Origin of the sequence: Saliniferula longa (genome assembly GCF_050789285.1) — a bacterium.
Lineage (GTDB): Bacteria > Pseudomonadota > Alphaproteobacteria > Rhodobacterales > Rhodobacteraceae > CAVPWP01.
The window spans coordinates 1-25,462 of sequence record NZ_JBOUVX010000001.1; the positions used below are offsets into that span (position 1 = coordinate 1).

Sequence of the window (25,462 nt, forward strand, 5' to 3'; positions counted from 1 at the left end):
CCCCCCCCCCCCCCCCCCCCCCCCCCGCCCCCTTCGGCGGCGAGGTCATGCTGAGATTTCTGACACGACGGCTGGGCGACGGGTTGCTGACGCTGGCGGCGCTTGTCACGCTGACCTTCTTCGTCATGCGGCTGACGCCGGGTGGGCCGTTCTCGTCGAACCGCAAGATCTCGCCCGACATCCTTGCCAACATCGAGGCGACCTATCACCTCGACGAACCGCTTCTCCAGCAGTTCCTGCGCTATGTCTGGGGGGTGGTGCGGTTCGATTTCGGCCCGTCGATCCGGTTTCGCGACTACTCGGTGGCCGACATCCTGATCACCGGCTTGCCCTATTCCCTGACCATCGGCTTCTGGGCTGTAGCGGTGGCGACCGTGACCGGCGTGACGCTGGGAATCCTGGGCGCGCTCAAGCGGAATTCCGTCATCGACTATTCGGCCGGGGTCATCGCGGTCATCGGGATCGCCGTGCCGATCTTCGTGCTCGCCCCGCTCATGCAGGTCTATTTCGCACTGACCCTGCGGTGGTTCCCGGTGGGCGGGTGGAGCGAGGGCTGGCGCAGCCTCGTGCTGCCGGTCGTGGCGCTTGCGCTGCCCAACATCGCCTATATCTCGCGCCTGACACGCACCGCGATGATCGAGACCCTGCGCGAGAATTACGTGCGCACCGCCCGCGCCAAGGGGATCGGCAACCGGCGCGTGATCTGGCGCCATGCCCTGACCGGGGCAATCCTGCCGGTGGTGGCCTATCTCGGCCCGGCGACGGCGGCGATCATCACCGGCTCGATCGTGATCGAGACGATCTTCGCCTTGCCCGGCATCGGCCGGCATTTCGTGGACGCAGCGCTGAACCGCGACTACCCGCTGGTGATGGGCATCACCATCCTCTACGGCGGGTTCCTGATCGTGTTCAACATCCTGGCCGATATCCTGCGCGGCTGGCTCGATCCGCGGGTGCGGCATGAGTGACGCGACGCTTGCCGCCGCGCCGCAAAGCGAGCTGTCGCTGAAGCTGCGCCGCTTCCGGCAGAACCGTCTGGCGATGGCCAGCGTCGTCGTGCTGACGTTCATCGTTCTGGCCTGCTTCGTCGGTCCATTCTTCTTTCCCTTTACCGGCGAGGACGCGAACTTCGACGCGATCAACCAGGGCGTCGACTTCACGTCGATCCATCTATTCGGAACCGACGACTTCGGGCGCGATCTTCTGGTGCGCACGCTCGAGGGCGGCCGGGTGTCTTTGACCATCGGCTTTCTGGGGGCGCTGGTGGCCGGGATCATCGGCGTCCTTTACGGCGCCATCGCGGGTTTCGTCGGCGGCAGGCTCGACCGGGTCATGATGCGTCTGGTCGAGGTGCTGTACGGCTTTCCCTACGTGATCCTGGTGATCCTGCTGTCGATGCTGTTCGGGGGCGGCAACATCGCGCTGTTCGCGGCCATCGTTTTCACGCTGTGGCTGACGCCGGCCGTGATCGTGCGCGCGCAGGCCCAGTCGCTGGCGCGGCGCGAATTCGTCGAGGCCGCACGGGCAAGCGGCATGACGAACCGCCAGATCATCGTCACCCACATCGTGCCCAACACCGTGTCGACCGTCATCGTCTACGGCAGCCTTCTGGTGCCCGAGGTGATCCTGTCGGAAAGCTTCCTGTCCTTCCTCGGTATCGGCATCAAGGAGCCGCAGGCAAGCTGGGGCAACCTCATCCAGGCCGGCACGGCGACGATGAGCACCGATATCCGGCTGCTGCTGCTTCCCGCAGGTATGCTGGCCACGGTGCTGTTCTGCCTGAACTTCATCGCCGATGGCCTTCGCGACGCCTTCGATCCCAATGACCGATAGCCTGCTCTCTGTCCGTGACCTCAGCGTCACCTTCCGCCTGCCCGAGGGCGCCGTCACCGCCGTCGACCGCGTCAGCTTCGACGTGGCCCCGGGCGAGGTGCTGGGCATCGTCGGCGAAAGCGGATCGGGGAAAAGCCAGATCCTGTTCAGCCTGATGGGCCTGCTTGCCGGAAACGGCACCGTGACCGGGCAGGCGCGGTTCGAAGGGCAGGATCTTCTGGCGATGGACCCGCGCGCGCTGGACCGCGTCCGGGGTGTGTCGATGTCGATGATCTTTCAGGACCCGATGACGTCGCTCAACCCTTACCAGCGGGTGGGCGACCAGCTGGCCGAGGGGCTTGTGGTTCACGAAGGACTGTCGCGGCGCGACGCCCTGCGCGAGGCGGTGCGGATGCTCGACCGCGTGCGCATTCCCGACGCGGCCAGCCGCGCGCGGCGCTATCCACACGAGTTCTCGGGCGGCATGCGGCAACGCGTGATGATCGCGATGGCGCTGCTGGTGAAGCCCAAGCTTCTGCTGGCGGATGAACCCACCACGGCGCTCGACGTCACGATCCAGGCGCAGATCCTCGACATTCTTGCCGAACTGGCCCGCGACATGGGCACCACGATCGTCTTCGTCACGCACGATCTGGGCGTCGTCGCCCGCCTCTGCGACCGGGTCATCGTGCTTTACGGCGGGCGCATCATGGAGGAAGGCCCGGCCGAGCCGCTATTCCAGACGCCGGCGCATCCCTATGCCGCCGGCCTGCTGCACACCACGCCCCGGATCGCCGCGCCGCTTGCGCAGCGGCTCGACACGATCCCGGGCACGCCGCGCTCGGGCGGCGCGATGCTGCCCGGCTGCCCCTTCGCCCCGCGCTGCGAGCGGCGGATCGGCGCGTGCGACACGACCGAACCTCCGCTTGTCCCCTTCGCCCCGGGGCGCCGGGCGGCCTGTCACCTGGTGGAGGGGCTGTCATGACCCCGCTTCTTCAGGTGCGCCACCTGAACGCCGGCTACCCGGTCGCCGGTGGGTTCTTTTCCCGCGCGGGGACGCTGCCCGTGGTGCGGGACGTGTCCTTCACGCTTCAGGCCGGCCGCACCCTGGGCGTCGTGGGCGAATCCGGTTGCGGCAAGTCCACGCTGGGTCGCGCGATCCTGCACCTGATCCCGCCCATTTCAGGCGAGGTTCTCTGGCAGGGACAGGACCTTGGCGCCCTGTCGCCCGAGGCACTGCGTCGCCGCCGGTCGGAGTTCCAGATCATCTTCCAGGACGCCTTTGCCGCCCTCGACCCGCGCATGACGCTGGGCCGCATCGTCAGCCAGCCGCTTGTCACCTTCGAGCCAGGGCTTACGCGCGGCGACCTGCACGAGCGCGCCGTCGAGGCGCTGCGCCTTGTCGGGCTGTCGCCCGACTTCGCCGCGCGCTATCCGCACGAGTTGTCCGGCGGGCAGGCGCAGCGTGTGGGCATCGCGCGGGCGATCGTCGGGCGGCCCAGCCTCGTGGTCTGCGACGAGCCGGTGTCGGCGCTCGACGTCTCGATCCAGGCGCAGGTCGTCAACCTTCTGATGGACCTGCAGGACAGGCTGGGGCTTGCGCTGATCTTCATCTCGCACAACCTGTCGGTGGTGCGGCACATCAGCCACGACGTGATGGTCATGTGCCTTGGCCGTACGGTCGAGGTCGCCCCGCGCGACGACTTCTATGCCGGGCCCCGGCATCCCTATTCGCGCGCGCTGATGGACGCGGTGCCCGAACCCGATCCCCTGCGCGAACGGGGGCGTCTTGGCCTGTCGTTGCCGGGCGAACTGCCCTCGGCGCTGGTGCCGCCGCCCGGCTGCGTCTTCGCCAGCCGGTGCCCCCGCGCCGAGGCGCGCTGCCGGGGCGAGCGGCCCGAATTGCGTGAGGTGGCCGCCGGGCACCTTGCTGCCTGCCATTTCGAGGAGTCCGACCGATGAGCGTGACCGAGCTTGCCCGCGCCTGGGCGGCGGTGCCCCAGATCGAGACGCTGCGCGCCTCGGGCGACGGGCGTTGGGCCTTCTGGTCATGGTCAGGTTTGGGTGAGGTGGCCGAAATCTGGGCCGCGCCCACAGATGCCTCGGCCCCGCCGCAGCCGCTGACCACGCGCAGCCGCGACCACCTGACGATCCGCGATGTCGATCAAGAAGGGCGGCGCCTGATCCTGGCCCATTCGCCCGACAGCTGCGAACACGACCAACTGCTTCTGCTCGACCGCGACAGGGGCAACGCGCTGACCCCGCTGACGGCCCTGCAGCGCGATCACTACGTCTACGGCGGGCGCTTCTCGCCCGATGGGGCGGCGATCAGCTATATCAGCGACTTCGACGACGAAAGCGGCACGGTCATCGCGGGTGCGATCCTCTATCGCCACGACCTTGCGACCGGCGCGCGGACGATCCTGTTCCGCACGCCCGATCCTTTCGGCGCGGGCACGGAATGGAGCCCCGATGGCCGCCACCTGCTGTGGCACCGCCACAGGCTTGCGCCGGGGGCCACCCAGATCTGGGTGATCGGCGCCGACGGCAGCGCCCCGCGTGAGCTTGTGTGCCTGGGCGAAAAGGCGGTGGCCGTGGGCTGGTGGCTGGACTCCGACCGTGTCGCACTGGTGGCCGACGGGCCTGATGGCGACCGCGTCGGCATCGCGGCGCTTGGCGGCGGCGGCATCGACTGGCTGGCGGGCGAGCCCGACCTGAACCCGCAGTCGCTGGTCATCGGTGCCGCAGGCCGCTTCGCCTGCCTCGCCTACGACGACAGCGTCCTGGGCGCGGTGGTCTTCGACGGGCGCGCCCACAGCCCGCTTCCCAACCTCTCGGGCCGGGGGGCGCTGCTGCCGCTTGACGGTCTGCCGGACGGTGGCTGGCTGGCCGAAGCCTATGACGCCAGCGCCCCGCACGAGGTCGTCCGTGTCGCGCCGGACGGCACCTGCACGCGGCTGGCCTCGGTCCCGAAGGGCGACCGCCGCTTCGTCGTCCCGCAATCCGTCCACTGGACCGCCCCTGACGGCGAGAGGGTGCAGGGCTGGCTCTATCGCCCCGAAGGCCCGGCGCGGGGCCATGTGACCTATGTCCACGGCGGCCCGACCTGGCATTCCGAGGACTGGGTGAACCCCAAGATCCAGTTCTGGGTCGGCCTTGGATACACGGTGCTCGACCCCAACTATCGGGGATCGACGGGGCGCGGGATGCGCTGGCGCGAGAAGGTCAAGGAAGACGGCTGGGGCGGGCGTGAACAGGCCGACATCCGCGCCGGGACCGAGGCGGTGATCGCCCTCGGGCTGGCCCGGCCCGGGCGGATCGCGGTCGCGGGCAATTCCTATGGCGGGTTTTCCAGCTGGTTCGCGATCACGCGGCACGCCGACCTTGTCACAGCGGCGATCCCGATGTGCGGGATGTACAAGCTCGACATCGACTACGACGCGACCGAGATGCCGTGGGGCCGCGCCTACAGCGAAGAGATGATGGGCGGCAGCCCCGACGAAGTGCCCGAGCGCTATGCCAACGCAAGCCCCGGCAACTTCATCGCCGACATCCGGGGTCATGTCATGGTCGTTCACGGCCTGGCCGACAGCAACGTCGGCCCCGAGAACACCCACGCCGCGATCCGCGACCTTACCGCCGCCGGCATCCCGCACGAGGCGATGCTGTTCGAGGACGAGGGCCACGGCGTGACCCGGCGCGGCAACCTCGAAGCCTATCTGGTCCGCACGGCCGTGTTCCTCGATCGCGCCTTCGACGGGGGGCAGGGGTGAGGGGGTTCTTCGTCCCCGGTCCCGCCGACGACGGCGACCCCGTTAACGGACATTACTACGAAGCCGCCTCGGACGACCCGGCGCGCCCGCAGGTCTGGGGCTATTCCGACCGGCTGAGCTATGCCCCGGGCGATGTCCTGCGCCTTCACGCCATGTCGAATGCCCCCGAGATCGCGCTGACGATTTTGCGCGACGGCCTGACGCCGCAGGAAATGCTGCACGCCACTATTCCAGGCGGCTTCGCGTCCACGCCGCCCGACTGCTCGGTCCGGGGCTGCGGCTGGCCCGAACGCGCGGCGATCGCCATTCCCGAAGACTGGCCGTCGGGTCTGTATCGCCTGCGCCTCGAGGTGCCGGGCCACGCGTCCGAGCACATGATCGTCCTGCGCGCGGGCGCGGCCACGGCCCCGCTGGTCATGGTGCTGTGCACCGGCACCTGGTGCGCCTACAACGACTGGGGCGGGTCGAACCATTATCAGGGCCTCTCCGGGCCTTCGGGGCGCGACTACGCGGCCGAGGTCTCGGTCCACCGCCCGTGGGCCACGGGCTTCGTCGCCTGGCCCGAAGGTGCGCCGCGCATTCCCCATGCCTCGCCCCTGCGCACGCGCCCGCGCTATCCGCACATGGACTTCGCGCGCGCCAACGGGGTTTCGAAGAAATACGCCTCGTCGGGGTGGGCCGCCTTCGAACGGCCTTTCGCGCTGTGGTGCGAGGCGGACGGCATCGCGGTCGACGTGATCACCCAGCACGACCTGCACCGGGACCCCGGCGCGCTTGATCGCTACCGACGGGCCGTGATCGTCGGCCACGACGAATACTGGACCTGGGAGATGCGCGACCACCTTGACGCCTGGATCGACGCGGGCGGGGAACTGGCGCGCTTTGCCGGGAACTTCTTCTGGCAGACCCGGCTGTCCGACGACCTGTCGGTGCAGACCTGCCACAAGTCGCGGGCCGAGGCCGAAGACCCGGTGACCGACCCCCAACGGCTCACGTCTTACTGGGATCATCCACAGGTCGCGCGGCCCGCCGTCGCGACCATGGGCCTGACCGGGGCGGCCGGGGTCTATGCCGGGTGGAGCCGCTGCGCCGCCCATGGCGCGGGCGGCTTCACGATCTACCGGCCGGACCACTGGTGCTTGCGCGACACGGGCCTTGGCTATGGCGACGTGCTGGGCGCCTCGTCGCGCATCTTCGGCTACGAGGTCGACGGGATCGACTACACCATGACCCATGGCCTGCCGTTCCCTGCGCCGGACACGGGGTTGAAGGGCGACCTGACCATCGTCGCGCTGTCGCCCGCGACGACACTTGCGCATGCCACCGGGCGAGAGGACGCAGATGCCTTCATCGGCACCGCGGATGCCGAAGAGGTCGCCGCCAAGATCCATGGCGGCACCGACGCCGAGGCGCTGGGCCGGGCGTCGCGCGGCAACGGCTGCATGGCGGAATACCGACGGGGCAGGGGCGCGGTCTTCAATGCCGCGTCGTGCGAATGGGTCGCGGGCCTGATCGCGCGTGATCCGGTGGTCGAGGACGTGACCCGGCGTGTCCTGACCGGGCGCTGGTCGTAGGCCGCGCCGTCAGACGAAGGCGCGCAACACCGCCTCGAGGTTGTCGCCAAGCTCGGGGCAGAGGTATCCCCCTTCCTGCACGATCACCGTGGGCAGGCCGAGGCCCGCGATGGCCGCGCCGATCCGGGTGAATCCCGGGGTGGTGACTGCCAGGCCCGCGAAGGGGTCGCCCTCGAACGCGTCGAGGCCCAGTGCCAGAACCAGCGCCGTGGGCGCGAAGGCCGCCACCCGCGAAAGCGCCGTGTCGAGTGCTGCGAGGAACCCCGCATCCCCCGTCCCGCGCGGCAGGGGCAGGTTGAGGTTGGCGCCTTCGCCCGGACCTTCGCCGATCTCGTCGGCATAGCCCCAGAAGAACGGGTAGTAGCGCACTGGATCGGCATGGATCGATACCGTCAGGACGTCGCCACGCGCGTAGAAGATGCCCTGCGTCCCGTTGCCGTGGTGCAGGTCGACGTCGAGGATCGCCACCCGCGCGCCCTGGCCGGTCAGATAGTCGGCCGCGATGGCGCTGTTGTTGAGATAGCAGAACCCGCCCGCGCTTTCTGCGAAGGCATGGTGTCCCGGCGGCCGGCACAGCGCATAGGCCGCGCGCGCCCCCGCCTGAACTAGTCCTGCGGCTGTCAGCGCCGTCTGCGCGCTGGCATAGGCCGCATCCCATGTCGCCGGTCCGATCGGGCAGGAGGTGTCGGTCATGTGAAAGCCAGCCTGACCGACGGCCGAGGCCGGATAGCCCGCGTTGCGGCTGTCGGGGTGGATGTTCGGGATCACCTCGGCGCTGGCCCCTTCGATCCGCTGCCAGCGGGGGAAGATGCCGCGCAGGAAGGTCAGGTAACGCTCGGGGTGGACGGCGCGGATCGGCGCCTCGCCCAGATCGTCGGGCGCGATCACCTCAAGCCCCATGCGGCGCGTCGCGGCCAGAAGCGCTTCGGCCCGCGCGGGTTTCTCGGGGCAGGGCTGGGGCGCGCCGGACGACAGGAAGAACTGCGGGTCGTGCGCGGCCTGGCGGGGGTCGAAGACGGCCTTCATCGGTCGGGTCCTTCCATCAGCCGGGCAAGCGCGGGCCCGTCCAGGATCAGCAGGTCCCCCCGCTCGCGCAGACCGAAACCCTGCCGTTCGTACCAGGCGCTGGCCGTGTCGTTGCGGTGGTCGACCATCAGCGTGAGGTAGGACGGCGCCCAGTCGGATGCGCTGTCCCACGCAGCCGTCAGAAGCGCCTGCGCAATGCCGCGCCCGCGCGCACCGGGCCGCACATAGAGGTCCTGCACGTAAAGGCCCACTGCGCCGCGCCAGCTTGAATACTCGGGAAAGACAAGGGCCAAACCCAGCACCTCGCCCTCGGCCTCGGCCAGGATCACGCGGAAGCGCGGGTCGGGACCGAAGCCGTGGTCGCGCAGCAATGCCCCGGTCACGGCGATGGCGCGGCCGGCCTCGGCCGCCATCTCGTGCAGAAGCTCTGCCACGGTCGGCGTGTCGTCGGTGGCGGCAAGGCGGTAGACGACCGTCAAAACGCCACCCCCGCCGCGCCCTTGAGGCCCAGCATCGCCCGCGCCCTTGCGGGCGTCGCCACTTCGCGCCCAAGGCCTTCGACGAGTCCGCGGATCAGCGTCACCTGCTCGGCGTTCGACCGTGCGAGGACGCCCTTCGACAGATAGAGATTGTCCTCGAGCCCCACGCGCACATGCCCGCCCATCGCGGCGGCCATCGTGGCCATGGGGATCTGCATCCGCCCGGCGGCAAGGACCGAGAACAGGAAGTCACCGCCGAACAGCCGTTCGGCCGTGCGCACGAGGTGGGTCAGCGTGTCGGGTTCCGCCGCCATTCCGCCCAGCACGCCGAAGACGAACTGGATGAAATAGGGCGGCTCGACCAGGCCGCGGTCGACGAAGTGCCTCAGCATCGTCAGATGCGACAGGTCGTAGCATTCGAATTCGAACCGCGCGCCGCGCTCGCGCCCCATCTCGTCAAGGACGCGGGCGATGTCACGGGGCGTGTTCTTGAAGACAAGATCGTCCGAGCCTTCGAGGAAGGGCCTTTCCCAGTCGTGCAGGAAGGTCTCGATGCGCGCCGCCATGGGATACAGCGCGAAGTTCATGGTGCCCATGTTCAGGCTGCACATCTCGGGCGCCATGGCGCGGGGCGCGGCCAGGCGCTGGTCCAGCGTCATCACCGCCGAACCCCCGGTGGTCATGTTGACCACCGCGTCGGTGCCGGCCTTGATGCGAGGCAGGAAGGCCGCCCAGTGCGCCGGGTCGGACGAGGGGCGGCCGGTCGCCGGGTCGCGGGCATGCAGGTGCAGGATCGCCGCCCCGGCCCGCGCCGCGTCGATCGCTTGCGTCGCGATGTCCTCGGGCGTCACGGGCAGGTAGGGCGATTGTGACGGGACGTGGATCGACCCCGTGATCGCGCAGGTGATGAGGATCTCGCTCATCCCGCGTCGGCAAGTTGCGCGTCGGCGGCGAAGGCGGCCAGCGCGTCGGTCAGCCGGCCCATGATGTCGTCGACCTGGGCTTCGGTGACGATCATCGGCGGGGCGACCAGAACATGGTCGCCGGCGTAGCCGCCGCGCGACCGGCGCGGATAGATGATCAGTCCGCGGGCATAGGCAGCTTCGGTCAGCCGGTCATAGGCCTTTAGATCGGGTGGCAGCGGATCGCGCGTGGCGCGGTCCGCGACAAGCTCCATCGCCAGCAGAAGGCCCATGCCCCGGACATCGCCGATGAAGGGGAAGCGGTCCATCAGCGCGGTCATGCGCGCCTTCAGAACCGCGCCCATGCGCATCGCGTTGCCCATCATGTCCTGCCGCTCGATCTCTTCGATGACGGCAAGGCCGGCGGCGCAGGCCAGCGGGTTGCCGGCATAGGTGAAGCCGTGGGCGAAGGGGCCTTCGCGCAGCACCGCCGCCACGATCTCGCCCCGGGCGACGATCGCCCCAAGGGGCACGTAGCCCGCGCCCAGCCCCTTCGACAGCGCCACGATGTCGGGCGCGGCGTCCCAGTTGCGCGCGCCAAGGAAGTGGCCAAGCCGCCCTCCACCCGACATCACCTCGTCGTGGATCAGGAGAAGCCCGTAGCGGTCGCAAATCTCGCGCACCGCCTCCATGTAGCCCTTCGGCGGGACCAGCGCCCCGGTCGAGGCGCCGCCCACGGGTTCGATCAGCACGGCCAGCACGCTTTCGGGGCCTTCCTCGCGGATCTTCGCCTCGAGAAGCCCGGCGTAATGCAGGCCGGTCGCCGGATCGTCGGGGTCACGCCCGTCGAGCCATGCACGCGGTGCGGGCACCTTGGGCATGACCTGCATCATCGGTAGGTAGGGGTCGGTCAGCGCGTCGTAGCCCGTCACCGCCAGCGCCCCCAGAGTGCAGCCGTGATAGGACGGCCAGCGCGAGATCACCTTCCAGCGCGAGGCCTGGCCAATCGCGACCGCGTGCTGGCGGGCAAGCTTGATCGCCGATTCCACCGCCTCGGACCCGCCCGAGACGAAGAACACCCGGTCCATGCCCGGCCAGGCATGGTCGACCAGCTTCCGCGCAAGGTTCTCGGACGGCTCGGTCACGAAATGCAGCCGGTAGCCGAAGGTCGACTTTTCCATCTGCGCACGCATCGCGGCCAGCACATGGGGGTTCGAATGGCCGATGTTGCAGACCATCGCCCCGGACGACCCGTCGATGAACCGCCGCCCGTCGGTGTCCCACATGTAGATGCCCTCGGCCCGGTCCAGAACGGGGCGCGGGTGGTCGGTCTGGTAGAACAGGCAGGACGGGCTGTTGACCAGCGCGGGGGATGTCATGTCAGGGCTCGCTTGGTTTCTGGCGCAGAGTGCCACGGTCATTGCAGGGTGAACAATGGGCATCGCGGGGCATGGTGGCCGCCTCAGTTCATCGGCGCGCCGCCCTCGGCCTTGCGGCGGGCGACATAGGCATCGAGCGCCTCGACGACCGAAGGGTCGATGGGGGGCTGCTCATAGTCGGCCAGCAGGCGCTTCCACAGCGTGTTGGCACGGTCTCGAGCCGTGATGCCGCCATTCTCGAGCCATTGGCCGTAATTGTCCCAGTTCGAGACAAGCGGCGCGTAGAACGCGGTTTCGTAGCGGCCCATGGTGTGCGCCGCCCCGAAGAAATGGCCCGCCGGCCCGACCTCGCGGATCGCGTCGAGGGCAAGCGTTTCGGGCGTGACGTCGATCGGATCGAAATAGGCGGCCATCATCTGAAGCATCTCGGCGTCGATGACGAGTTTCTCGAAGCTTGCCGTCAGCCCGCCGTGCATCCAGCCCGCCGCATGGTTCACCAGATGCGCGCCGCCCATGCAGGCGCCCCAGAGCGACATCTGGGATTCATAGGCCGCCTGCGCGTCGACCTCGTTCGCGGCGGTCACGTTCGACGACCGGAACGGCACGCCGACATGGCGGGCAAGCTGGCCGCTGGCCTGGGCGGCCTTGGCGTATTCCGGCGTGCCGAAGGCCGGCGCGCCCGAACGCATGTCGACGTTGGAACTGAAGCCGCCATACATCACCGGCACCCCCGGTCGGACGATCTGCGTCAGCGCGATGCCTGCCAGTGCCTCGGCGTGCTGCTGCATCAGCGTGCCGGCCAGCGTCACCGGCGACATGGCCCCGGCAAGGGTGAAGGGGGTGATCGCGTTGACCTGACCGTGTTCGGCCAGGCAGATCAGACCCTCGGCCATGGGAATGTCGAGTTGCAGGGGCGAGTTGGTGTTGATGATCCCCAGAAGGGTCGGCCGATCGCGCAGTCCCTCGAGAGTGGTGCCAAGCGCGATCGCCGCCATCTCGAGCCCGTCGATCGTGCGTGCCCGGCCTAGGGTCTGGGTCTGCCAGTTCTTGTCGAGAAGGGTGATCTGCGCGCGGTAGATGTCGAGGTGCCGGGTGGCCGCGGGCAGGTCCATCGGCTCGAACGGGCCGCCGCCTTCCTGGTGAAGGATATCAAGGTTTTGGACCACGCGCAGGTAGTCGCACATCTCGGCGAAGGTGCCGTCACGCTTGCCGCGGTCGTTGTCCATGACGTAGGCCGGCCCGCCGACCGAGGCGAAGATCAGGTCGCGCCCGCCAAGGCGCAGGGATCGCGCGGGGTTGCGCGCCTCGAGCGTGAAGTGCGCGGGCACCGTGCGCAGCAGGGCGGGGATCATCGCCGGATCGAAGCGCACCATGTCGCCCCGCACCTCGGCGCCGGCCCGGGCAAAAAGGTCACGGGCGGCGGGGTGCAGCACCTTCATCCCGATCTCGGCCAGCAGGCGCAGCGCGCTGTCGTGGATCGCCGCGACCTGGTCGTCGCTCAGCACCCTGATCGGGTCATAGGGGTTCGTCAGCTGCCGGAAGGGCGGCTGCGCCGGACTGCCCGCCGGGCCGGCCGGCTGACGCCCGGCACGCGGACCGCGGCGCGTCACTCTGCGGCCTCTGCGCGATGGGATTGGTCCCGCCGCGCGAGGGGGCCGTCCCGGCGCGCCGCAAGGTCGGCAGGCGCGCGTCCGATGGCGCGGGCGGTTTCGTGGCCACGATAGACCGCATGGACGAGGGCGCCCGGCGCAAGGGCATCGCCAGTCAGATGAAGCGAGGCGGGCGCATCGGGGCCGGCCACCAGCGCCTCGTGAAGCGCGCTTCCGCCGGCGCGCTGGCCGACGATGACAAGGCTTCTTGCCGCAATCGCGGTCGGCGCGCCCGTGAAGATCTGGGCCAGGTCGAGCGTTTCACCGTCAAAGCCCGTCACGATCTCGAGCGTGCGCAGCGCGATGCCCCGGCGCGCCAGCGCCTGGTGCATCCCTGGCTGTTCGTTCGTCATGAGGCCCCAGGCGCCGGCCGCGCCGCCCGTGGTGACGTAGGTGACCGCAAGGCCCAACTCTGCCAGCTGTTCGGCAACCGCGGTTCCCAGGTAGTAGTTGTCGAAGTCGAAGACCGCCACGGGGCCGTCCGGGACCATGCCACGGGCAAGGTCGTCCGGCGTGAAGACCCGCGGCGCCGCGACCCCCGGCATCGGCAACTCGTTGGCGCCGCACAGGTTCGTCGTCCAGCGTGCGCCGGTGGCGATCACCACGTGATCCGCGCCGAAGTCGCGCACCTCGTCCGCGGTCATCGCGCTGCCGGGGTAAAGCGCCACGTTCGGCATCCGGCGCAATTGCCCCAGCCGGTATTCGGCCACCCGCATCCAGGCCCGCAACCCGGGCAGGGCGCCTTCGAACAGAAGCCGCCCGCCGAAATCATCGCGCGCCTCGGCCAGCGCCACGTCATAGCCGCGCCGCCCCAGCGTGAGCGCCGCCTCAAGCCCCGCCGGCCCCCCGCCGACCACAAGCACCTGCCCCGCGCTGTCGCGGGTGACGACCTCGGGGTGCCAGCCGCGCCGCCATTCCTCGCCCGCGGTCGGGTTCTGCGTGCAGCGCACCCAGACGCCGTCGTGCCACTGGGCGATGCACATGTTGCAGCCGATGCATTCGCGGATCTCGTCCTCGCGCCCCTCGGCGATCTTCTGCGGCAGGAAGGGGTCGGCGATGGACGGCCGCGCGCCTCCGATCAGGTCAAGCACACCGCGCCGCACCATTCCGACCATCGTGTCGGGCGAGGTGAAGCGGCCGACGCCGACCACCGGCTTGTCGGTGATCGTCTTCACGAAGTCGATCACCGGCTCGTGGCTGCCTTCGGCGGCGAAGCGCGAGGGCGCACAGTCATAGGCCGAATAGTCCATCTTGACGTCGAAGAGGTCGGGCGCGTCCTTCAGCAGGCCAACCACCTCGTGTGCCTCGCTTTCGGCCACCTCCGAGGGGCGCGTGCGCAGCTCCTGCATCGAGAGCCGCAGCGCGACCGCGGCGCGTCCGTGAGTTGCCTCGCGCACGGCGTCGATCAGTTCCTCGACCAGCCGCACACGGTTGCGCACCGACCCGCCATAGGCGTCGGTCCGGTGATTGTAGTCCGACAGCAGGAACTGATAGGGCAGATAGCCCATGCCGGCATAGACGTAGAGGATGTCGAAACCCGCCCGTTCCGCCCGCACCGCCGCCTCGGCGTGCCAGCGGATCAGGTCACGGATGTCCGAGGCATCCATCACCTTGGGCCGCTGCGCCGACATGAAGCCCACATGCGTGGGCATCCACGGCACGCCCGAGGGGCTGAGCGGCGCGGCGCGGCTGGTGCGGTTCACCGTGGCCGCCCCGCCATGCCATAGCTCGACGCCGGCCAGCGCACCGTGGGCGTGGACGGCCTCGGTCATCAGCGCGTGGGCGCGGACGTCGTCGTCGTCCCACAGCGTCGCGCAGGGAAACGGGCTGTCGTCGGACGAGGGATCGACCGAGCAGGCCCCGGTGCAGACCACGCCCCAGCCGCCTTCGGCCTTCATCCCCCGGAACGCCGCGCGCACCTGCGGCGCGGCATTCGTCATGCCGCTGGCGTGCGGGACCTGGAAGAAGCGGTTCTTCGCGGTCTTGGGCCCGATCTTCACCTCGTCGAACAGCACGTCATAGCGGGGGGTGCGGGCCACGGGCTGCTCCTTGTTGAACGGTTGTATCATAAGGCCCCGGGGACGACGTCGTCAATCGAAAGCCGTCGCTTTCGCCGCCGGAATCGGCGTTGCGCCGCGTGCCGCACGTTGTACAGTCGTCCAACAAGAGGGAGGCCGCCATGTCCGAGGTCAGGACCGAGTTTCCGTATCCCGTGGAGGTGGTCGAGAACCTCTTCGTGCCGATGCCCGACGGGACACACCTTGCCGCGAAGGTCTGGCGGCCGGAGGGCGCCGGTCCGGTGCCGGCGATCCTCGAATACATCCCCTACCGCAAGCGCGACGGAACGCGGTACCGCGACCAGGGGCTGCACGCCTGGCTTGCCGGCCACGGCTATGCCTGCGTCCGGCTCGATATCCGCGGCACTGGCGACAGCGACGGGCTGATCGACGACGAATACACCGTGCAGGAGCAACTTGACGGCTGCGATGCCATCGCTTGGCTGGCGGCGCAGGACTGGTGCGACGGACAGGTCGCGATGATCGGAATCTCCTGGGGCGGGTTCAATGGCCTGCAGATCGCCGCCCGCCGCCCGCCCGCGCTGAAGACGGTCATCACCGTAGGGTCCACCGACGACCGCTATGCCACCGATATCCACTGGATCGGCGGATGCCTGAGCAAGGACAACTTCGACTGGTCGGCCACGATGATGGCGGGCAACGACCTGCCGCCCGACCCCGAGATCGTGGGCGAGCGCTGGCGCGAGATGTGGCAGGCCCGGCTTGAGCACCAGCGTCCCTGGATCGTCGACTGGCTGCGCCACCAGCGCCGCGACGCCTACTGGAAGCAGGGTTCGGTCTGCGAGGATTTCGGCGCGATCGAGGTGCCGGTCTACGCCGTCTCGGGCTGGGCCGACAACTATTCGGAAAGCGTCCCGCGGCTTCTGGCGGGCCTGTCGGTGCCGCGCCGGGGGCTTGTCGGGCCCTGGGCGCATTCCTATCCCCATGACGTCACGGTCGAACCCGCGATCGGCTGGCTGCAGGAAGTGCTGCGCTGGTGCGACCACTGGATGAAGGGCCGCGACACCGGCATCATGGACGAGCCGATGTACCGCGTCTGGATGCAGGACAGCCTTCCGCCCGCGACCTGCTACCGCGTCCGGCCCGGGCGCTGGGTCGGCGAGGAGGTCTGGCCCTCGCCCCGGATCGAGGCGCGTCGGATGCCGCTTGGCGCGGACGGGCGATTCACCAAGGCCGAAGGCGAGCGCAGCGTGTGCTCGCCTCTGTGGGTCGGGCTTTCGGCGGGCGAAGTGGGCCGCTACGGCGACGATGCCGACTGGCCCGGCGACCAGCGCGAGGACGACGGGGGAAGCCTGGTGTTCCTGTCGGATCCGCTGCCCGAGACGGTGGAGATTCTCGGCGCGCCCCTGGTCGAGTTGCGGTTTCACGCCGACAGGCCGCAGGCGCTGGTCGCCGCCCGTCTGAACGAAGTCTGGCCCGACGGACGCTCGACCCGCGTTGGGCTGGGGCTGCTGAACCTGACCCACCGCGACGGGCACGAGCATCCGGCGCCGCTGGTGCCCGGGCAGGTCTACGACGCGACGGTCGAGATGGACGACATCGCGCACCGCTTTCCGGCGGGACACCGGATCGCCCTGTCGCTGTCCACGGTCTACTACCCGGTTGCCTGGCCATCGCCCGAACTTGCGACGCTGACGGTGATCTGCGGCGCGTCGGCGCTGGTGCTTCCCGTCCGCCCGCCGCGGGACGCCGACGAGGCGCTGCGGCCCTTCGATCCGCCCGAAGCGGCGGAACAGACGCCGGTCATTCACCATCCGGTGCCCGACGCGGCGACGCGGCGCGTCACGCGCGACCTACTGTCGGGCGAGATCGCGGTGGAGTTCCCGCGCTGGCACTACGCGATGGAGATGACCGACATCGGCCAGACCCAGATCTCGAAGGGCACCTGCCGCCACCTGATCACCGACGGCGACCCGTTGTCGGCGGCGACGCTGACCGACAACCGGGTCGAGATCCGGCGCCCGGACACGACCATCGTGCATCATTCCACCGGCAGCCTGACCTGCGACGCCACCCATTTCATCGTGGACGTGCGGCTGCGGGTTTCGGAGAACGGACAGGAGGTCTTCGCGCGCGACTGGCACGAGAGGGTGCCCCGTGACATGGTCTGACGCATGAGCGCGGCGAAGCCGAAGTACCGCCGATACAGCGCCGAGGACCGGCGCGAGATGCTGATCGAGGCGGGGCTGGCCTGCCTTGCCCAGGGCGGGATCACGGGCTTCACCATCGACCGCATCTGCGCGGCCGCGGGCGGGGCCTCGCGCGGGCTGGTGACGCACCACTTCGGCTCGAAGCAGGGGCTTCTTCACGCCTGCTATACCGCCGCCTACGACCGGATGCTCGGGGCGGCGGCGCCGGGCCGGGCGGCCGAGGCCGACCTGACCGAGATGATCGAGGCGCTGCTGTCGGACGATTACACCACGCCCGATACGCTGAAGGCCTGGCTGGCGCTCTGGGGCGAGGTCGCCAACGATCCCGACCTCAGGGCCGAGCACCGCCGCTATTACGACCACTACCGCAACAGCGTCATCGCCGCGGTGCGCAAGGAGGCGCGCGGCAGGGCTTTGCCGATCCCCGAAACGTCGCTTGCGGTGCTGTTCATCTCGCTGATCGACGGGCTCTGGCTGGAGCGCTGCATGGACCCCGAGCGGCTGTCGCGCGAAGACGTGCGGCGCGCCTGCTATGACCTGCTTGAAGCCTTCCTCGGGCCCTTCCGCCCCGCTGTCGACTGAAACCCATGTCGAGGGTCCCGGCGGCTCAGCGCGGGGGCACGACCTCGTAACCCGGTTCCTCGGGCTCGTCGTCGACCATTTCCGAGGGAAAGCCCGGCGCGGTGATCGACAGCCCTGTCGCTTCCTCGAGGCGTTCGATGATGCGGTCGGATTGGGCGCGCTCGCCATAGCGGGCGATGCCGTCGTCGAAGATCGACACCATGAGAGGGCTGATCTCCAGCGGCACGCCCCGGTCCCGGGCGATCTTCTGGAACAGGCCGATGTCCTTCTTCACGAGGTCCATGGTGAAGTTGATGTCGCGGCATCCGTTCAGGATCATCTGGCTTTCGGTCTCGTGCACGAAGGACGTGCCCGACGAGATGCGGATCGCCTCGTATGTGGTCGACAGGTCCATGCCCGCGGCCTTCATCGTCACCAGCGCCTCGCAGCAGGTCAGCAGGTTGGCGGTGGCGAGGTAGTTCGTCATCACCTTCAGCGTGCTCGCCGTCCCAAGGGGGCCGGTGTGCAGGATCCGCCGCCCAAGGATGCGCAGAAGCGGGAAGACCCGGTCGAAGGTGGCGCGCTCGCCGCCCATGAAGATCGAGATATTGCCGGTGTCCGCGCGGTGGCAACCGCCCGAGACGGGGCATTCGGCCGCCTCGCCGCCGCGGGCTGTGACTTCGCCCCCAAGGCGGACCATCTCGCCCGCGTCGGTGGTCGACATCTCCATCCAGATCTTGCCGGCGCCGACCTCGGGCAGCATCTCTTCCACCACGGCGCGGCAGGCCGCGGGCGAGGGCAGACAGGTGATGACCACGTCGCAATCGCGCATCATCGCGGCGGGGCCGCCGCCGTCGCGCGCGCCCCGCGCGACGAACTCCGCGACCGCCGCGGGGTCGAGGTCGTGAACCCGCAGGTCGATCCCGTTGCGCAGAAGCGATCCGGCAAGCTTTCCGCCGACGCTGCCCAGACCTATGAACCCGACCTTCATCTCGTCTTTCTCCCTGTTCCGTGATCCATGTCAGAAATCCGTGGGCGCCCCGCCTTCGGCCTTGCGACGCTTGACGAAATCGCCAAGCTCGTCGCGGATCGCCGCGTCCATCGGTGGCGGCGTGAAGCCTTCGACGATCTGGCGATAGATGCCGTGGGCGCGCGCGATCGTGTCGACCGCGCCGTCGCGTTCCCACGCCTCGAAGTTGCGCCAGTCGGACACGAAAGGCGCGTAGAAGGCGTGCTCATAGCGGGCCTGGGTGTGGGCGATCCCGAAGAAATGCCCGCCCGCGCCGACCTCGCGGATGGCCTCGAGCGCAAGGTCATCGGGGCCGGTCGCGGTCACGACCGGGTCGAAGTAGCGCTGGATCATCTGCAGCATCTCGCAGTCCATCACGAACTTCTCGGGGCTGGCGATCAGGCCGCCCTCAAGCCAGCCGGCCGCGTGATAGACAAGGTTGCTGCCCGATTGCACCGCCGCCCACAGGCTGTTGCAGGTCTCCCACATGGCCTGGGCGTCGGGAATGTTCGCCGTGCAGACCCCCGACGAGCGCAGCGGCAGGCCATAGCGCCGCGCAAGCTGCCCGGTCATCTGGGTGGCGCGCATGTATTCCGGCGTTCCGAAGGCCGGCGCGCCCGAACGCATGTCGACGTTCGAGGTGAAGGTGCCGATCGCCACCGGCGCGCCGGGGGCGGCGTATTGCAGAAGCGCGATCGCCGACAGCGCCTCGGCGATGGACAGCGCCACGGCGCCGGCCATCGTGACCGGGGCCATCGCGCCGGCCAGGGTGAAGGGCGTCACCACCACTGGCTGACCGCGCCGCGCCAGACGAAGCGCGCCGTCGATCATCGGGAAATCGTGGCGCAGCGGCGAGACCGAGTTGATGTTGGTGAACATGCGCGGGGCGGCATCGAAGTCCGCGTGGCTGAGGCCGGCGGCGATCCGCACCATCTCCATCGCGTCCTCGACCCGCTCGCGGCCAAGGCTGTAGGCGTGGCAGACCTTGTCGGTCAGCACGAGCTTCTGCTCGATGCAGTCCAGATGCCGGACCGAGGCGTGGATATCCACCGGCTCGACAGGATAGCCGCCCGCGACGTGGATGCAGTTGAACGCCTGCGTCAGCATCAGGAATTCGCGGAAGGTCTCGAAATCGCCGGTGCGCTTGCCGCGCACCATGTCCCAGGCGCTGGGCGGGGACGAGACGTTGACGAAAGCCAGGTGACCGTCGCCGATCGGGACCGCGCGTTCGGGGTTGCGGGGCGTGATGGTGAAGGCGCCCGGCGCACGGGCCAGCATCTCGGTCACGAAATCCGAGTCCATCCGCACGTTCTGCCCCTCGACGCGGCAGCCTGCGGTACGGAAAAGGCCAAGCGCCTCGTCGTTCAGGAACTCGATCCCGATCTCAGACAGGATGCGCATCGCCGTAAGGTGCAGCGCCTCGACGCCCTCGTCGTCCAGTGGTTCGGTGGGCCGGTCGGTGTTGAGCGGCACACGCCAGGGCATCTGGTCAAGCCGGAAGACGTCGGTCCGCCGCTGGTTGCCGCCGCGACCCCCGCCCCGGCGGCGGCGCTCCGGCGCGGATCCGGACGTCGGCTCAAACGTGGGCTCGGGCACAGCCTCCGGTACGGGCTCCGGCAAGGACCCGGGGGCAGAGATGTCCTGAGGCTGCATCGTCGGGCCCTTCTGGCGTCTTTCCGGACGAAGGCTAGGGGCGTGCGCGGGGCGGGGGCAAGGTGACTGTAGACAACAGTGCGCGGCGTGGAGGGGGCAGGAACTCAGTCGTCGCGGACCTTGACCTTGCGGACGAACGCGGCCGCCTCGTGGGCGTGGACTTCGGCCGCCCGGATGTGGCCGTCGAAGCTTTGCGCGATCTCGCGGATTAGCCGCTTGGAGCGGACCAGCAAATACACCTCGCCCGCATAGATCGCCGCGCGGTGATAGCCGAACAGTGTCATCGGCGGCGCGAAGCGGCTGCGCCCGTCGAAAAGATACATTCGGAAGGCGGGGTAAAGCTCGTCCACCGTGTCGGCGATATGCGCAAGCTGCGCCGCACGCGCCCGCGCGCCAAGCCCGCGCCAGACGCCCCGGCCTTCGGCGAAGATCTCGAAGGTCTGGAAGGGCATGCACATCTCGATGTCGGCCTCCGGCGCGCGCGAATAGCTCAGCCGGCTGCGCGTCTGCGCCTGGAGCCTGCGGTGTTCCTGTTCGGAGGCGCGCGCCTGGAAGGCGATGATCTCGGGCGTGCGCATCAGGTCGGGCAGTTGCGCGGGGACATAGCGGATCTTGTGGCCCATCGCCTCGCGGTGCCAGCGCTCCATCGCGGTGCGGCTTTCCTCGTCAAGCGCGGCCTCGGTCTCGACCGCGTCAAGCATCTGGGTCACCGACCCGGTGTCCTCGCTGAGGCCCAGCAGCCAGTCGGTCGAGATCTGGAAGCGGTGCGACAGGGCAAGCAGCGTCTCGGCGCGCGGCAGACGCGGCGACTGGCCCGACATCAGTTGCGACAGAGCCGACCGATCGACCCCGATCGCCGCGGCGAAGGCCGAGCGGCTGAGACCCGACTGTTCCTGAAGCCGGGTCAGGCGGGCGCGGAACAGGGCCGAGGCGTCACGTTTTCCCATGCGGACCTTCCTTCCAGATTGTAGAGTTCAGTAAACGAAATTCATTGAACTCTGCAAATGTTCCGTGAAGTGGTGAGAACACTCGTGTTGTCGCGCGATGGGAAAGGCGTAACAGTTTCGTCATGTTTCCGGACCTGAAGGTGCCGCGTGCCGCGCGTTGAGTGGCTGACCCTTGCGATGCTGCTGCTCTGCTATGGTCTGTGGACTGTCGCCGGGCTGGCGATCTGGCCCGTCGCGCCTGTGGCGGCTCTGGCGCTGATGGCGGTGATGGCGGCACTGCATTCGTCGCTGACGCACGAATGTCTGCACGGGCATCCGACCCGAAGCCGGCGCGCGAACGAGCTTCTTGCCAGCCTGCCGCTGACGATCTTCTATCCCTACCGCCGTTACCAGGCGCTGCATCTTGCGCATCACAACGACGAACGCATCACCGATCCCTTCGAGGATCCCGAAAGCTACTACGTCGCAAGGTGGCGGCACGCGCGGATGCCGGGCTGGCTGCGGGCGGTTCTGGTGGTCAACAACACCTTTGTCGGCCGCGTCGTCCTTGGCCCCGTCCTTGGCGCAGCGGGCTTCCTGCGCGACGAGGCGCGACTTCTGGCGGATGGGCGTCGTGATGTGCGGCGGGCCTGGCTTCTGCACCTTGCCGGGCTTCTGCCAGTGCTGGCGCTGGTCCAGGCCTTCGGCATCCCGATCTGGGTTTACGTGGTGGGCGTGGCCTGGCCCGCGCTGTCGCTGATCTCGATCCGCACCTTCGCCGAACACCGCTGGCACGAGGCGCCCGAAGGCCGGACGATCATCGTTGAACGCTCACCCCTGTCGTGGATTTTTCTCAACAACAACCTCCACATCGTGCATCACCAGATCCCCTCGGCGCCCTGGTATGCCTTGCCCGCGCTGTACGCGGCCCGCGCGGCGCACTGGCGCGACCTCAACCGGGGCTACGTCTATCCGGGCTACGGCGCGCTGTTCCTGGCCCATGCCCTGCGCCCGAAAGAGCCCGTGGTGCATCCCGCGTTGCAACGCGAGGCCCCCGTGACCGACATTGGGCCCGAGACGCTTCTGGCCCCGGCGCAGGATCTGATCTCAGGCCTGTCGCCCGACAACGACCCCGGCGCACCGCGTCCGGGCGGCGAGCGGGCGGCATGAGCGTCGTTGCCACTCTGCCGATGTATGACTGGCCCGAGACACGAGGGGCGGTCGAGGCCTTCTATGCCGCGCTGCGCGCGCAGGTGCCCGAGCTACCGCCACAGATCAGCCGTCCCGACAGCGAGGCGGCGCTCAACGCGCTCTGGCGCGACCCGGCCCTGCTTCTGGGCCAGACCTGCTGGGGGCCGCTCCGGCACGGCCTGTCCGACCATGTCGAGGTACTGGCGCAGCCGACCTACGACGACGTGCCGGGCGGACGCGGGATCTTCTACCGGTCGGCCATCGTGATGCGCGAGGGTCCGGAGCGGCATCCGCCAGTGGCCGCCGGGGCCGTGCTGCCCCAGGGCCTTGCCGCGCTGCGCCCGGCGATCAACGGGCCGCGATCCCTGTCGGGCGCGATCGCCCTGTCCGAGGACCTGTCCGATCCCGGGCTTGCGGCGCGGGCGCTGGTCACGGGAAGCCACCGCGCTTCGGTCCGGGCCGTGGCCGATGGCCTGGCCGACTTCGCGGCGATCGACTGCCGCAGCTGGGCCCTGGCGCTGGCGCACGAGCCCGCGGCCCGGGGCCTGACCGTCGCGGGCTGGACTGCGCTGCGTCCGGGACTGCCCTTCATCACCAGTCGCCGGACGCCACCGGCGCTTCGCGTGCGCCTTGCCGCCGCTCTTGTCGGGCTTGGCGCCGAACGACCGGCCTTAGCGGCCTGACCACGCCCCGGCCCACCGGCCGGAAGGAGAGAGACGACCATGACACGAACCTACCGCGCAGTGGTCATCGGTGGCGGCGTCGTCGGATGCTCGGTCCTGTACCATCTTGCGAAGGCCGGCTGGACGGACGTGCTGCTGATCGAGCGGTCGGAACTGACCTCGGGGTCGACCTGGCACGCGGCGGGGGGCTTTCACACGCTGAACGGCGACCCGAACGTGGCCCGCCTTCAGGCCTACACGATCTCGCTTTACGAGGAGCTCGAGCGGATCTCGGGGCAGTCCTGCGGCCTGCACCTTGTCGGCGGCGTGCAGATGGCCGACAGCCCCGAGCGCATGGACTTCCTGCGCATGGCCCATGCGCGTGGCCGCTACCTGGGCATGGAGACCGAACTCATCACCCCGTCCGATGCGAAGGCGATGTTCCCGCTGATGGACGAACGGCACTTCGTCGGCGCGCTCTGGGATCCGGTCGAAGGGCACCTTGATCCCTCGGGCACGACGCAGGCCTACGCGAAGTCCGCCCGCATCCTTGGCGCCGAGATCGAACTGCGCAACCCGGTGGTCGAGCTGACGCAGGACGCCGACGGCATGTGGAACGTCGTCACCCGGAACGGCACGATCCGGGCCGAGCACGTGGTGAACGCGGGCGGTCTCTGGGCGCGCGAGGTCGGTCGGATGGCCGGGCTCGAACTGCCGGTCCTGGCCATGGAACACATGTACCTGCTGACCGAACCGATGCCCGAGGTGATCGAATTCAACCAGTCCACGGGGCGCGAACTTGTCCACGTGATCGACTTCAAGGGCGAGATCTACACCCGCCAGGAAGGGCAGGGGATCCTGCTTGGCACTTACGAAAAGGCCTGCAAGCCCTGGTCGCCGGTGCAGACGCCCTGGGAGTTCGGGCACGAGCTTCTTCAGCCCGACCTCGACCGGCTTGCGCCCTCGCTCGAGATCGGGTTCCGCCACTTCCCGCCCTACGAGAAGGCCGGCATCAAGCAGATCATCAACGGCCCCTTCACCTTCGCGCCCGACGGCAACCCGCTGGTCGGGCCGGTGCCGGGCCTGACGAACTACTGGTCGGCCTGCGCGGTCATGGCGGGCTTCAGCCAGGGCGGGGGCGTGGGGCTGGTGCTCGCCAACTGGATGACCACGGGCGACCCCGGCCACGACGTGTTCGGGATGGACGTGGCCCGGTTCGGAGACTGGGCGACGCTGCGCTATACCAACGCCAAGGTGCGCGAGAACTATTCGCGCCGCTTCTCGATCCGGTTCCCGAACGAGGAACTGCCCGCGGGCCGGCCGCACCGCACGACGCCGATCTACGATCTTCTGGTGCGCGACGCCCATGCGGTGATGGGCGACAGCTGGGGGCTCGAGGCGCCCTTGTGGTTCGCGCCCAGCGCCGACGAGGCGCATGACGTGCCCAGCTTTCACCGGTCGAACGACTTCGCCCATGTCGGCGCCGAGGTGCGCGCGGTGCGCGAGGGCGTCGGCGTGACCGAGATCGCCAACTTCGCGAAATATGAGGTCACGGGGCCGGGGGCCGAGGCTTTCCTCGACCGGCTGATGACGAACCGCCTGCCCAAGCCCGGGCGGCTTGTCCTGACCCCGATGCTCAACCCGCAGGGCAAGCTCATCGGCGATTTCACCATCGCCCGCGCGGGGGACGAGCGGTTCCTGATCTGGGGCTCTCTCGCCGCCACGAAGTATCACTTGCGCTGGTTCGGGGCGCATCTGCCGAAGGACGGATCGGTCCGGGTGACAGCGCTGGAGACCGATCTTGTCGGCCTGTCGATCGCCGGGCCGAAATCGCGCGAGGTGCTGGCCGCGCTGGTCGATGGCGATGTTTCCAACGGCGCGTTCCGTTTCCTCGATTTCCGCGAGATGGACGTGGCCGGGGCCCCCGCCATGGTCAACCGGATCACCTATACCGGCGATCTCGGCTACGAGATCTGGATGAAGCCCGCCTTCGAGCGGCGGATCTATACCGCGATCAAGACGGCCGGCGCCCCGCACGGCATCCGCGATTTCGGGCTGCGCGCGCTTCTGTCGATGCGCTTCGAAAGGAACTTCCCGACGTGGTTCGCCGAGCTTCGCCCGATCTACGGGCCGATGGAGGGGGCGATGGAGCGTTTCGTGGCCTACGACAAGCCGGGCTTCGTCGGACGTGAGGCCGCCCTGGCCGAGCGCGACGCCGGCCCCCGCCTGCGACGGGTGACGCTGGTCGTGGACGCCGACGGGGCAGACGCGATCCACGACGAGCCGATCTGGGCGCGCGTGGGCGACCGGGACTTCGGCACCATCGCCGCGCCCCATGGCCACGGCGCCCCGCGCTTCGACGCCACCGGAAAGACGTTGCCCGCCCCGATCCCCGCCCGCGACGGCGACTGGCGCGTCGTCGGCTGGGTCACCTCGGGCGGATACGGCCATTCGGTGGCGCTTTCGCTGGCCCAGGGCTATGTGCCCTCTGCCCTCGCCACCCGGACCGAGGCGGGGGTCTTCGAAGTCGAGATCCTTGGCCAGCGCCGCGCTGCCCGGATCATGCCCCAGCCCCCCTTCGACCCGACCGGCGCACGGATGCGCAGCTGACACGCCCACACTTACCCCTGGACCGGAC

20 protein-coding genes are annotated in these 25,462 nt (G+C 69.2%); 11 read left to right on the forward strand and 9 right to left on the reverse strand.

Annotated features, from left to right (window positions below; all coding sequences use genetic code 11):
- The first annotated feature begins 47 nt into the window (after window positions 1–47).
- The 6 genes from ACRDNQ_RS00005 to ACRDNQ_RS00030 are packed head-to-tail and all read left to right on the forward strand — an operon-like array spanning window position 48 to window position 7,159.
- Window positions 48–968, forward strand: coding sequence for an ABC transporter permease (locus ACRDNQ_RS00005; protein WP_431826566.1), 921 nt, complete (start codon window positions 48–50; stop codon window positions 966–968).
- The gene (locus ACRDNQ_RS00010) at window positions 961–1,833 is read left to right on the forward strand and encodes an ABC transporter permease (RefSeq protein ID WP_431826567.1); all 873 of its coding nucleotides are present in this window, start codon (window positions 961–963) and stop codon (window positions 1,831–1,833) included. The genes ACRDNQ_RS00005 and ACRDNQ_RS00010 overlap by 8 nt, the downstream gene beginning before the upstream one ends.
- The gene (locus tag ACRDNQ_RS00015; RefSeq protein ID WP_431826568.1) at window positions 1,823–2,797 is read left to right on the forward strand and encodes an ABC transporter ATP-binding protein; all 975 of its coding nucleotides are present in this window, start codon (window positions 1,823–1,825) and stop codon (window positions 2,795–2,797) included. The genes ACRDNQ_RS00010 and ACRDNQ_RS00015 overlap by 11 nt, the downstream gene beginning before the upstream one ends.
- Entirely contained in the window at window positions 2,794–3,774 is a 981-nt protein-coding gene (locus ACRDNQ_RS00020) for an ABC transporter ATP-binding protein (RefSeq protein ID WP_431826569.1), read from the forward strand. Before ACRDNQ_RS00015 ends, ACRDNQ_RS00020 begins: the two co-directional genes overlap by 4 nt.
- Window positions 3,771–5,585: a S9 family peptidase gene (locus ACRDNQ_RS00025; RefSeq protein ID WP_431826570.1), complete on the forward strand. Its 1,815-nt coding sequence runs from the start codon at window positions 3,771–3,773 to the stop codon at window positions 5,583–5,585. Before ACRDNQ_RS00020 ends, ACRDNQ_RS00025 begins: the two co-directional genes overlap by 4 nt.
- On the forward strand, window positions 5,582–7,159 hold the full coding sequence (locus tag ACRDNQ_RS00030; protein ID WP_431826571.1) for a N,N-dimethylformamidase beta subunit family domain-containing protein: 1,578 nt from the start codon (window positions 5,582–5,584) through the stop codon (window positions 7,157–7,159). Before ACRDNQ_RS00025 ends, ACRDNQ_RS00030 begins: the two co-directional genes overlap by 4 nt.
- A 9-nt stretch (window positions 7,160–7,168) precedes the next feature.
- Here the strand turns inward: ACRDNQ_RS00030 and ACRDNQ_RS00035 are convergent, their stop codons facing one another.
- The 6 genes from ACRDNQ_RS00035 to ACRDNQ_RS00060 all read right to left on the reverse strand — a co-directional run bounded on the left by ACRDNQ_RS00035 (window position 7,169) and on the right by ACRDNQ_RS00060 (window position 14,633).
- Window positions 7,169–8,185: a histone deacetylase family protein gene (locus tag ACRDNQ_RS00035; protein ID WP_431826572.1), complete on the reverse strand. Its 1,017-nt coding sequence runs from the start codon at window positions 8,183–8,185 to the stop codon at window positions 7,169–7,171.
- On the reverse strand, window positions 8,182–8,664 hold the full coding sequence (locus ACRDNQ_RS00040; protein WP_431826573.1) for a GNAT family N-acetyltransferase: 483 nt from the start codon (window positions 8,662–8,664) through the stop codon (window positions 8,182–8,184). The genes ACRDNQ_RS00035 and ACRDNQ_RS00040 overlap by 4 nt, the downstream gene beginning before the upstream one ends.
- Complete coding sequence (locus ACRDNQ_RS00045) at window positions 8,661–9,587, reverse strand: beta-keto acid cleavage family enzyme (RefSeq protein WP_431826574.1); 927 nt, start codon at window positions 9,585–9,587, stop codon at window positions 8,661–8,663. Before ACRDNQ_RS00045 ends, ACRDNQ_RS00040 begins: the two co-directional genes overlap by 4 nt.
- A complete protein-coding gene (locus ACRDNQ_RS00050; RefSeq protein ID WP_431826575.1) occupies window positions 9,584–10,945 on the reverse strand; it encodes an aminotransferase family protein in 1,362 nt (453 codons plus the stop codon). The genes ACRDNQ_RS00045 and ACRDNQ_RS00050 overlap by 4 nt, the downstream gene beginning before the upstream one ends.
- 83 nt (window positions 10,946–11,028) lie before the next feature.
- The gene (locus ACRDNQ_RS00055) at window positions 11,029–12,555 is read right to left on the reverse strand and encodes a trimethylamine methyltransferase family protein (protein WP_431826576.1); all 1,527 of its coding nucleotides are present in this window, start codon (window positions 12,553–12,555) and stop codon (window positions 11,029–11,031) included.
- A complete protein-coding gene (locus ACRDNQ_RS00060; RefSeq protein WP_431826577.1) occupies window positions 12,552–14,633 on the reverse strand; it encodes an oxidoreductase in 2,082 nt (693 codons plus the stop codon). Before ACRDNQ_RS00060 ends, ACRDNQ_RS00055 begins: the two co-directional genes overlap by 4 nt.
- Window positions 14,634–14,773: 140 nt before the next feature.
- Between ACRDNQ_RS00060 and ACRDNQ_RS00065 the strand changes: the two genes are divergently transcribed.
- A complete protein-coding gene (locus ACRDNQ_RS00065; RefSeq protein ID WP_431826578.1) occupies window positions 14,774–16,783 on the forward strand; it encodes a CocE/NonD family hydrolase in 2,010 nt (669 codons plus the stop codon).
- A gap of 3 nt (window positions 16,784–16,786) precedes the next feature.
- Window positions 16,787–17,404, forward strand: coding sequence for a TetR/AcrR family transcriptional regulator (locus tag ACRDNQ_RS00070; RefSeq protein WP_431826579.1), 618 nt, complete (start codon window positions 16,787–16,789; stop codon window positions 17,402–17,404).
- A gap of 25 nt (window positions 17,405–17,429) precedes the next feature.
- Here the strand turns inward: ACRDNQ_RS00070 and ACRDNQ_RS00075 are convergent, their stop codons facing one another.
- The 3 genes from ACRDNQ_RS00075 to ACRDNQ_RS00085 all read right to left on the reverse strand — a co-directional run bounded on the left by ACRDNQ_RS00075 (window position 17,430) and on the right by ACRDNQ_RS00085 (window position 20,992).
- Entirely contained in the window at window positions 17,430–18,374 is a 945-nt protein-coding gene (locus tag ACRDNQ_RS00075; RefSeq protein ID WP_431826580.1) for an NAD(P)-dependent oxidoreductase, read from the reverse strand.
- Between the two features lie 30 nt (window positions 18,375–18,404).
- Window positions 18,405–19,988 (reverse strand): trimethylamine methyltransferase family protein, encoded by a 1,584-nt coding sequence (locus ACRDNQ_RS00080; RefSeq protein WP_431826581.1) that lies wholly within the window; start codon window positions 19,986–19,988, stop codon window positions 18,405–18,407.
- A gap of 161 nt (window positions 19,989–20,149) precedes the next feature.
- On the reverse strand, window positions 20,150–20,992 hold the full coding sequence (locus ACRDNQ_RS00085; RefSeq protein ID WP_431826582.1) for a helix-turn-helix domain-containing protein: 843 nt from the start codon (window positions 20,990–20,992) through the stop codon (window positions 20,150–20,152).
- Between the two features lie 147 nt (window positions 20,993–21,139).
- On the opposite strand from ACRDNQ_RS00085, the gene ACRDNQ_RS00090 reads away from it, so the two are divergent.
- The 3 genes from ACRDNQ_RS00090 to ACRDNQ_RS00100 are packed head-to-tail and all read left to right on the forward strand — an operon-like array spanning window position 21,140 to window position 25,434.
- Entirely contained in the window at window positions 21,140–22,141 is a 1,002-nt protein-coding gene (locus ACRDNQ_RS00090; RefSeq protein ID WP_431826583.1) for a fatty acid desaturase, read from the forward strand.
- A complete protein-coding gene (locus tag ACRDNQ_RS00095) occupies window positions 22,138–22,845 on the forward strand; it encodes a phosphate/phosphite/phosphonate ABC transporter substrate-binding protein (RefSeq protein WP_431826584.1) in 708 nt (235 codons plus the stop codon). Before ACRDNQ_RS00090 ends, ACRDNQ_RS00095 begins: the two co-directional genes overlap by 4 nt.
- A 39-nt stretch (window positions 22,846–22,884) precedes the next feature.
- The gene (locus tag ACRDNQ_RS00100; RefSeq protein WP_431826585.1) at window positions 22,885–25,434 is read left to right on the forward strand and encodes a GcvT family protein; all 2,550 of its coding nucleotides are present in this window, start codon (window positions 22,885–22,887) and stop codon (window positions 25,432–25,434) included.
- The last annotated feature ends 28 nt before the right edge of the window (window positions 25,435–25,462 follow it).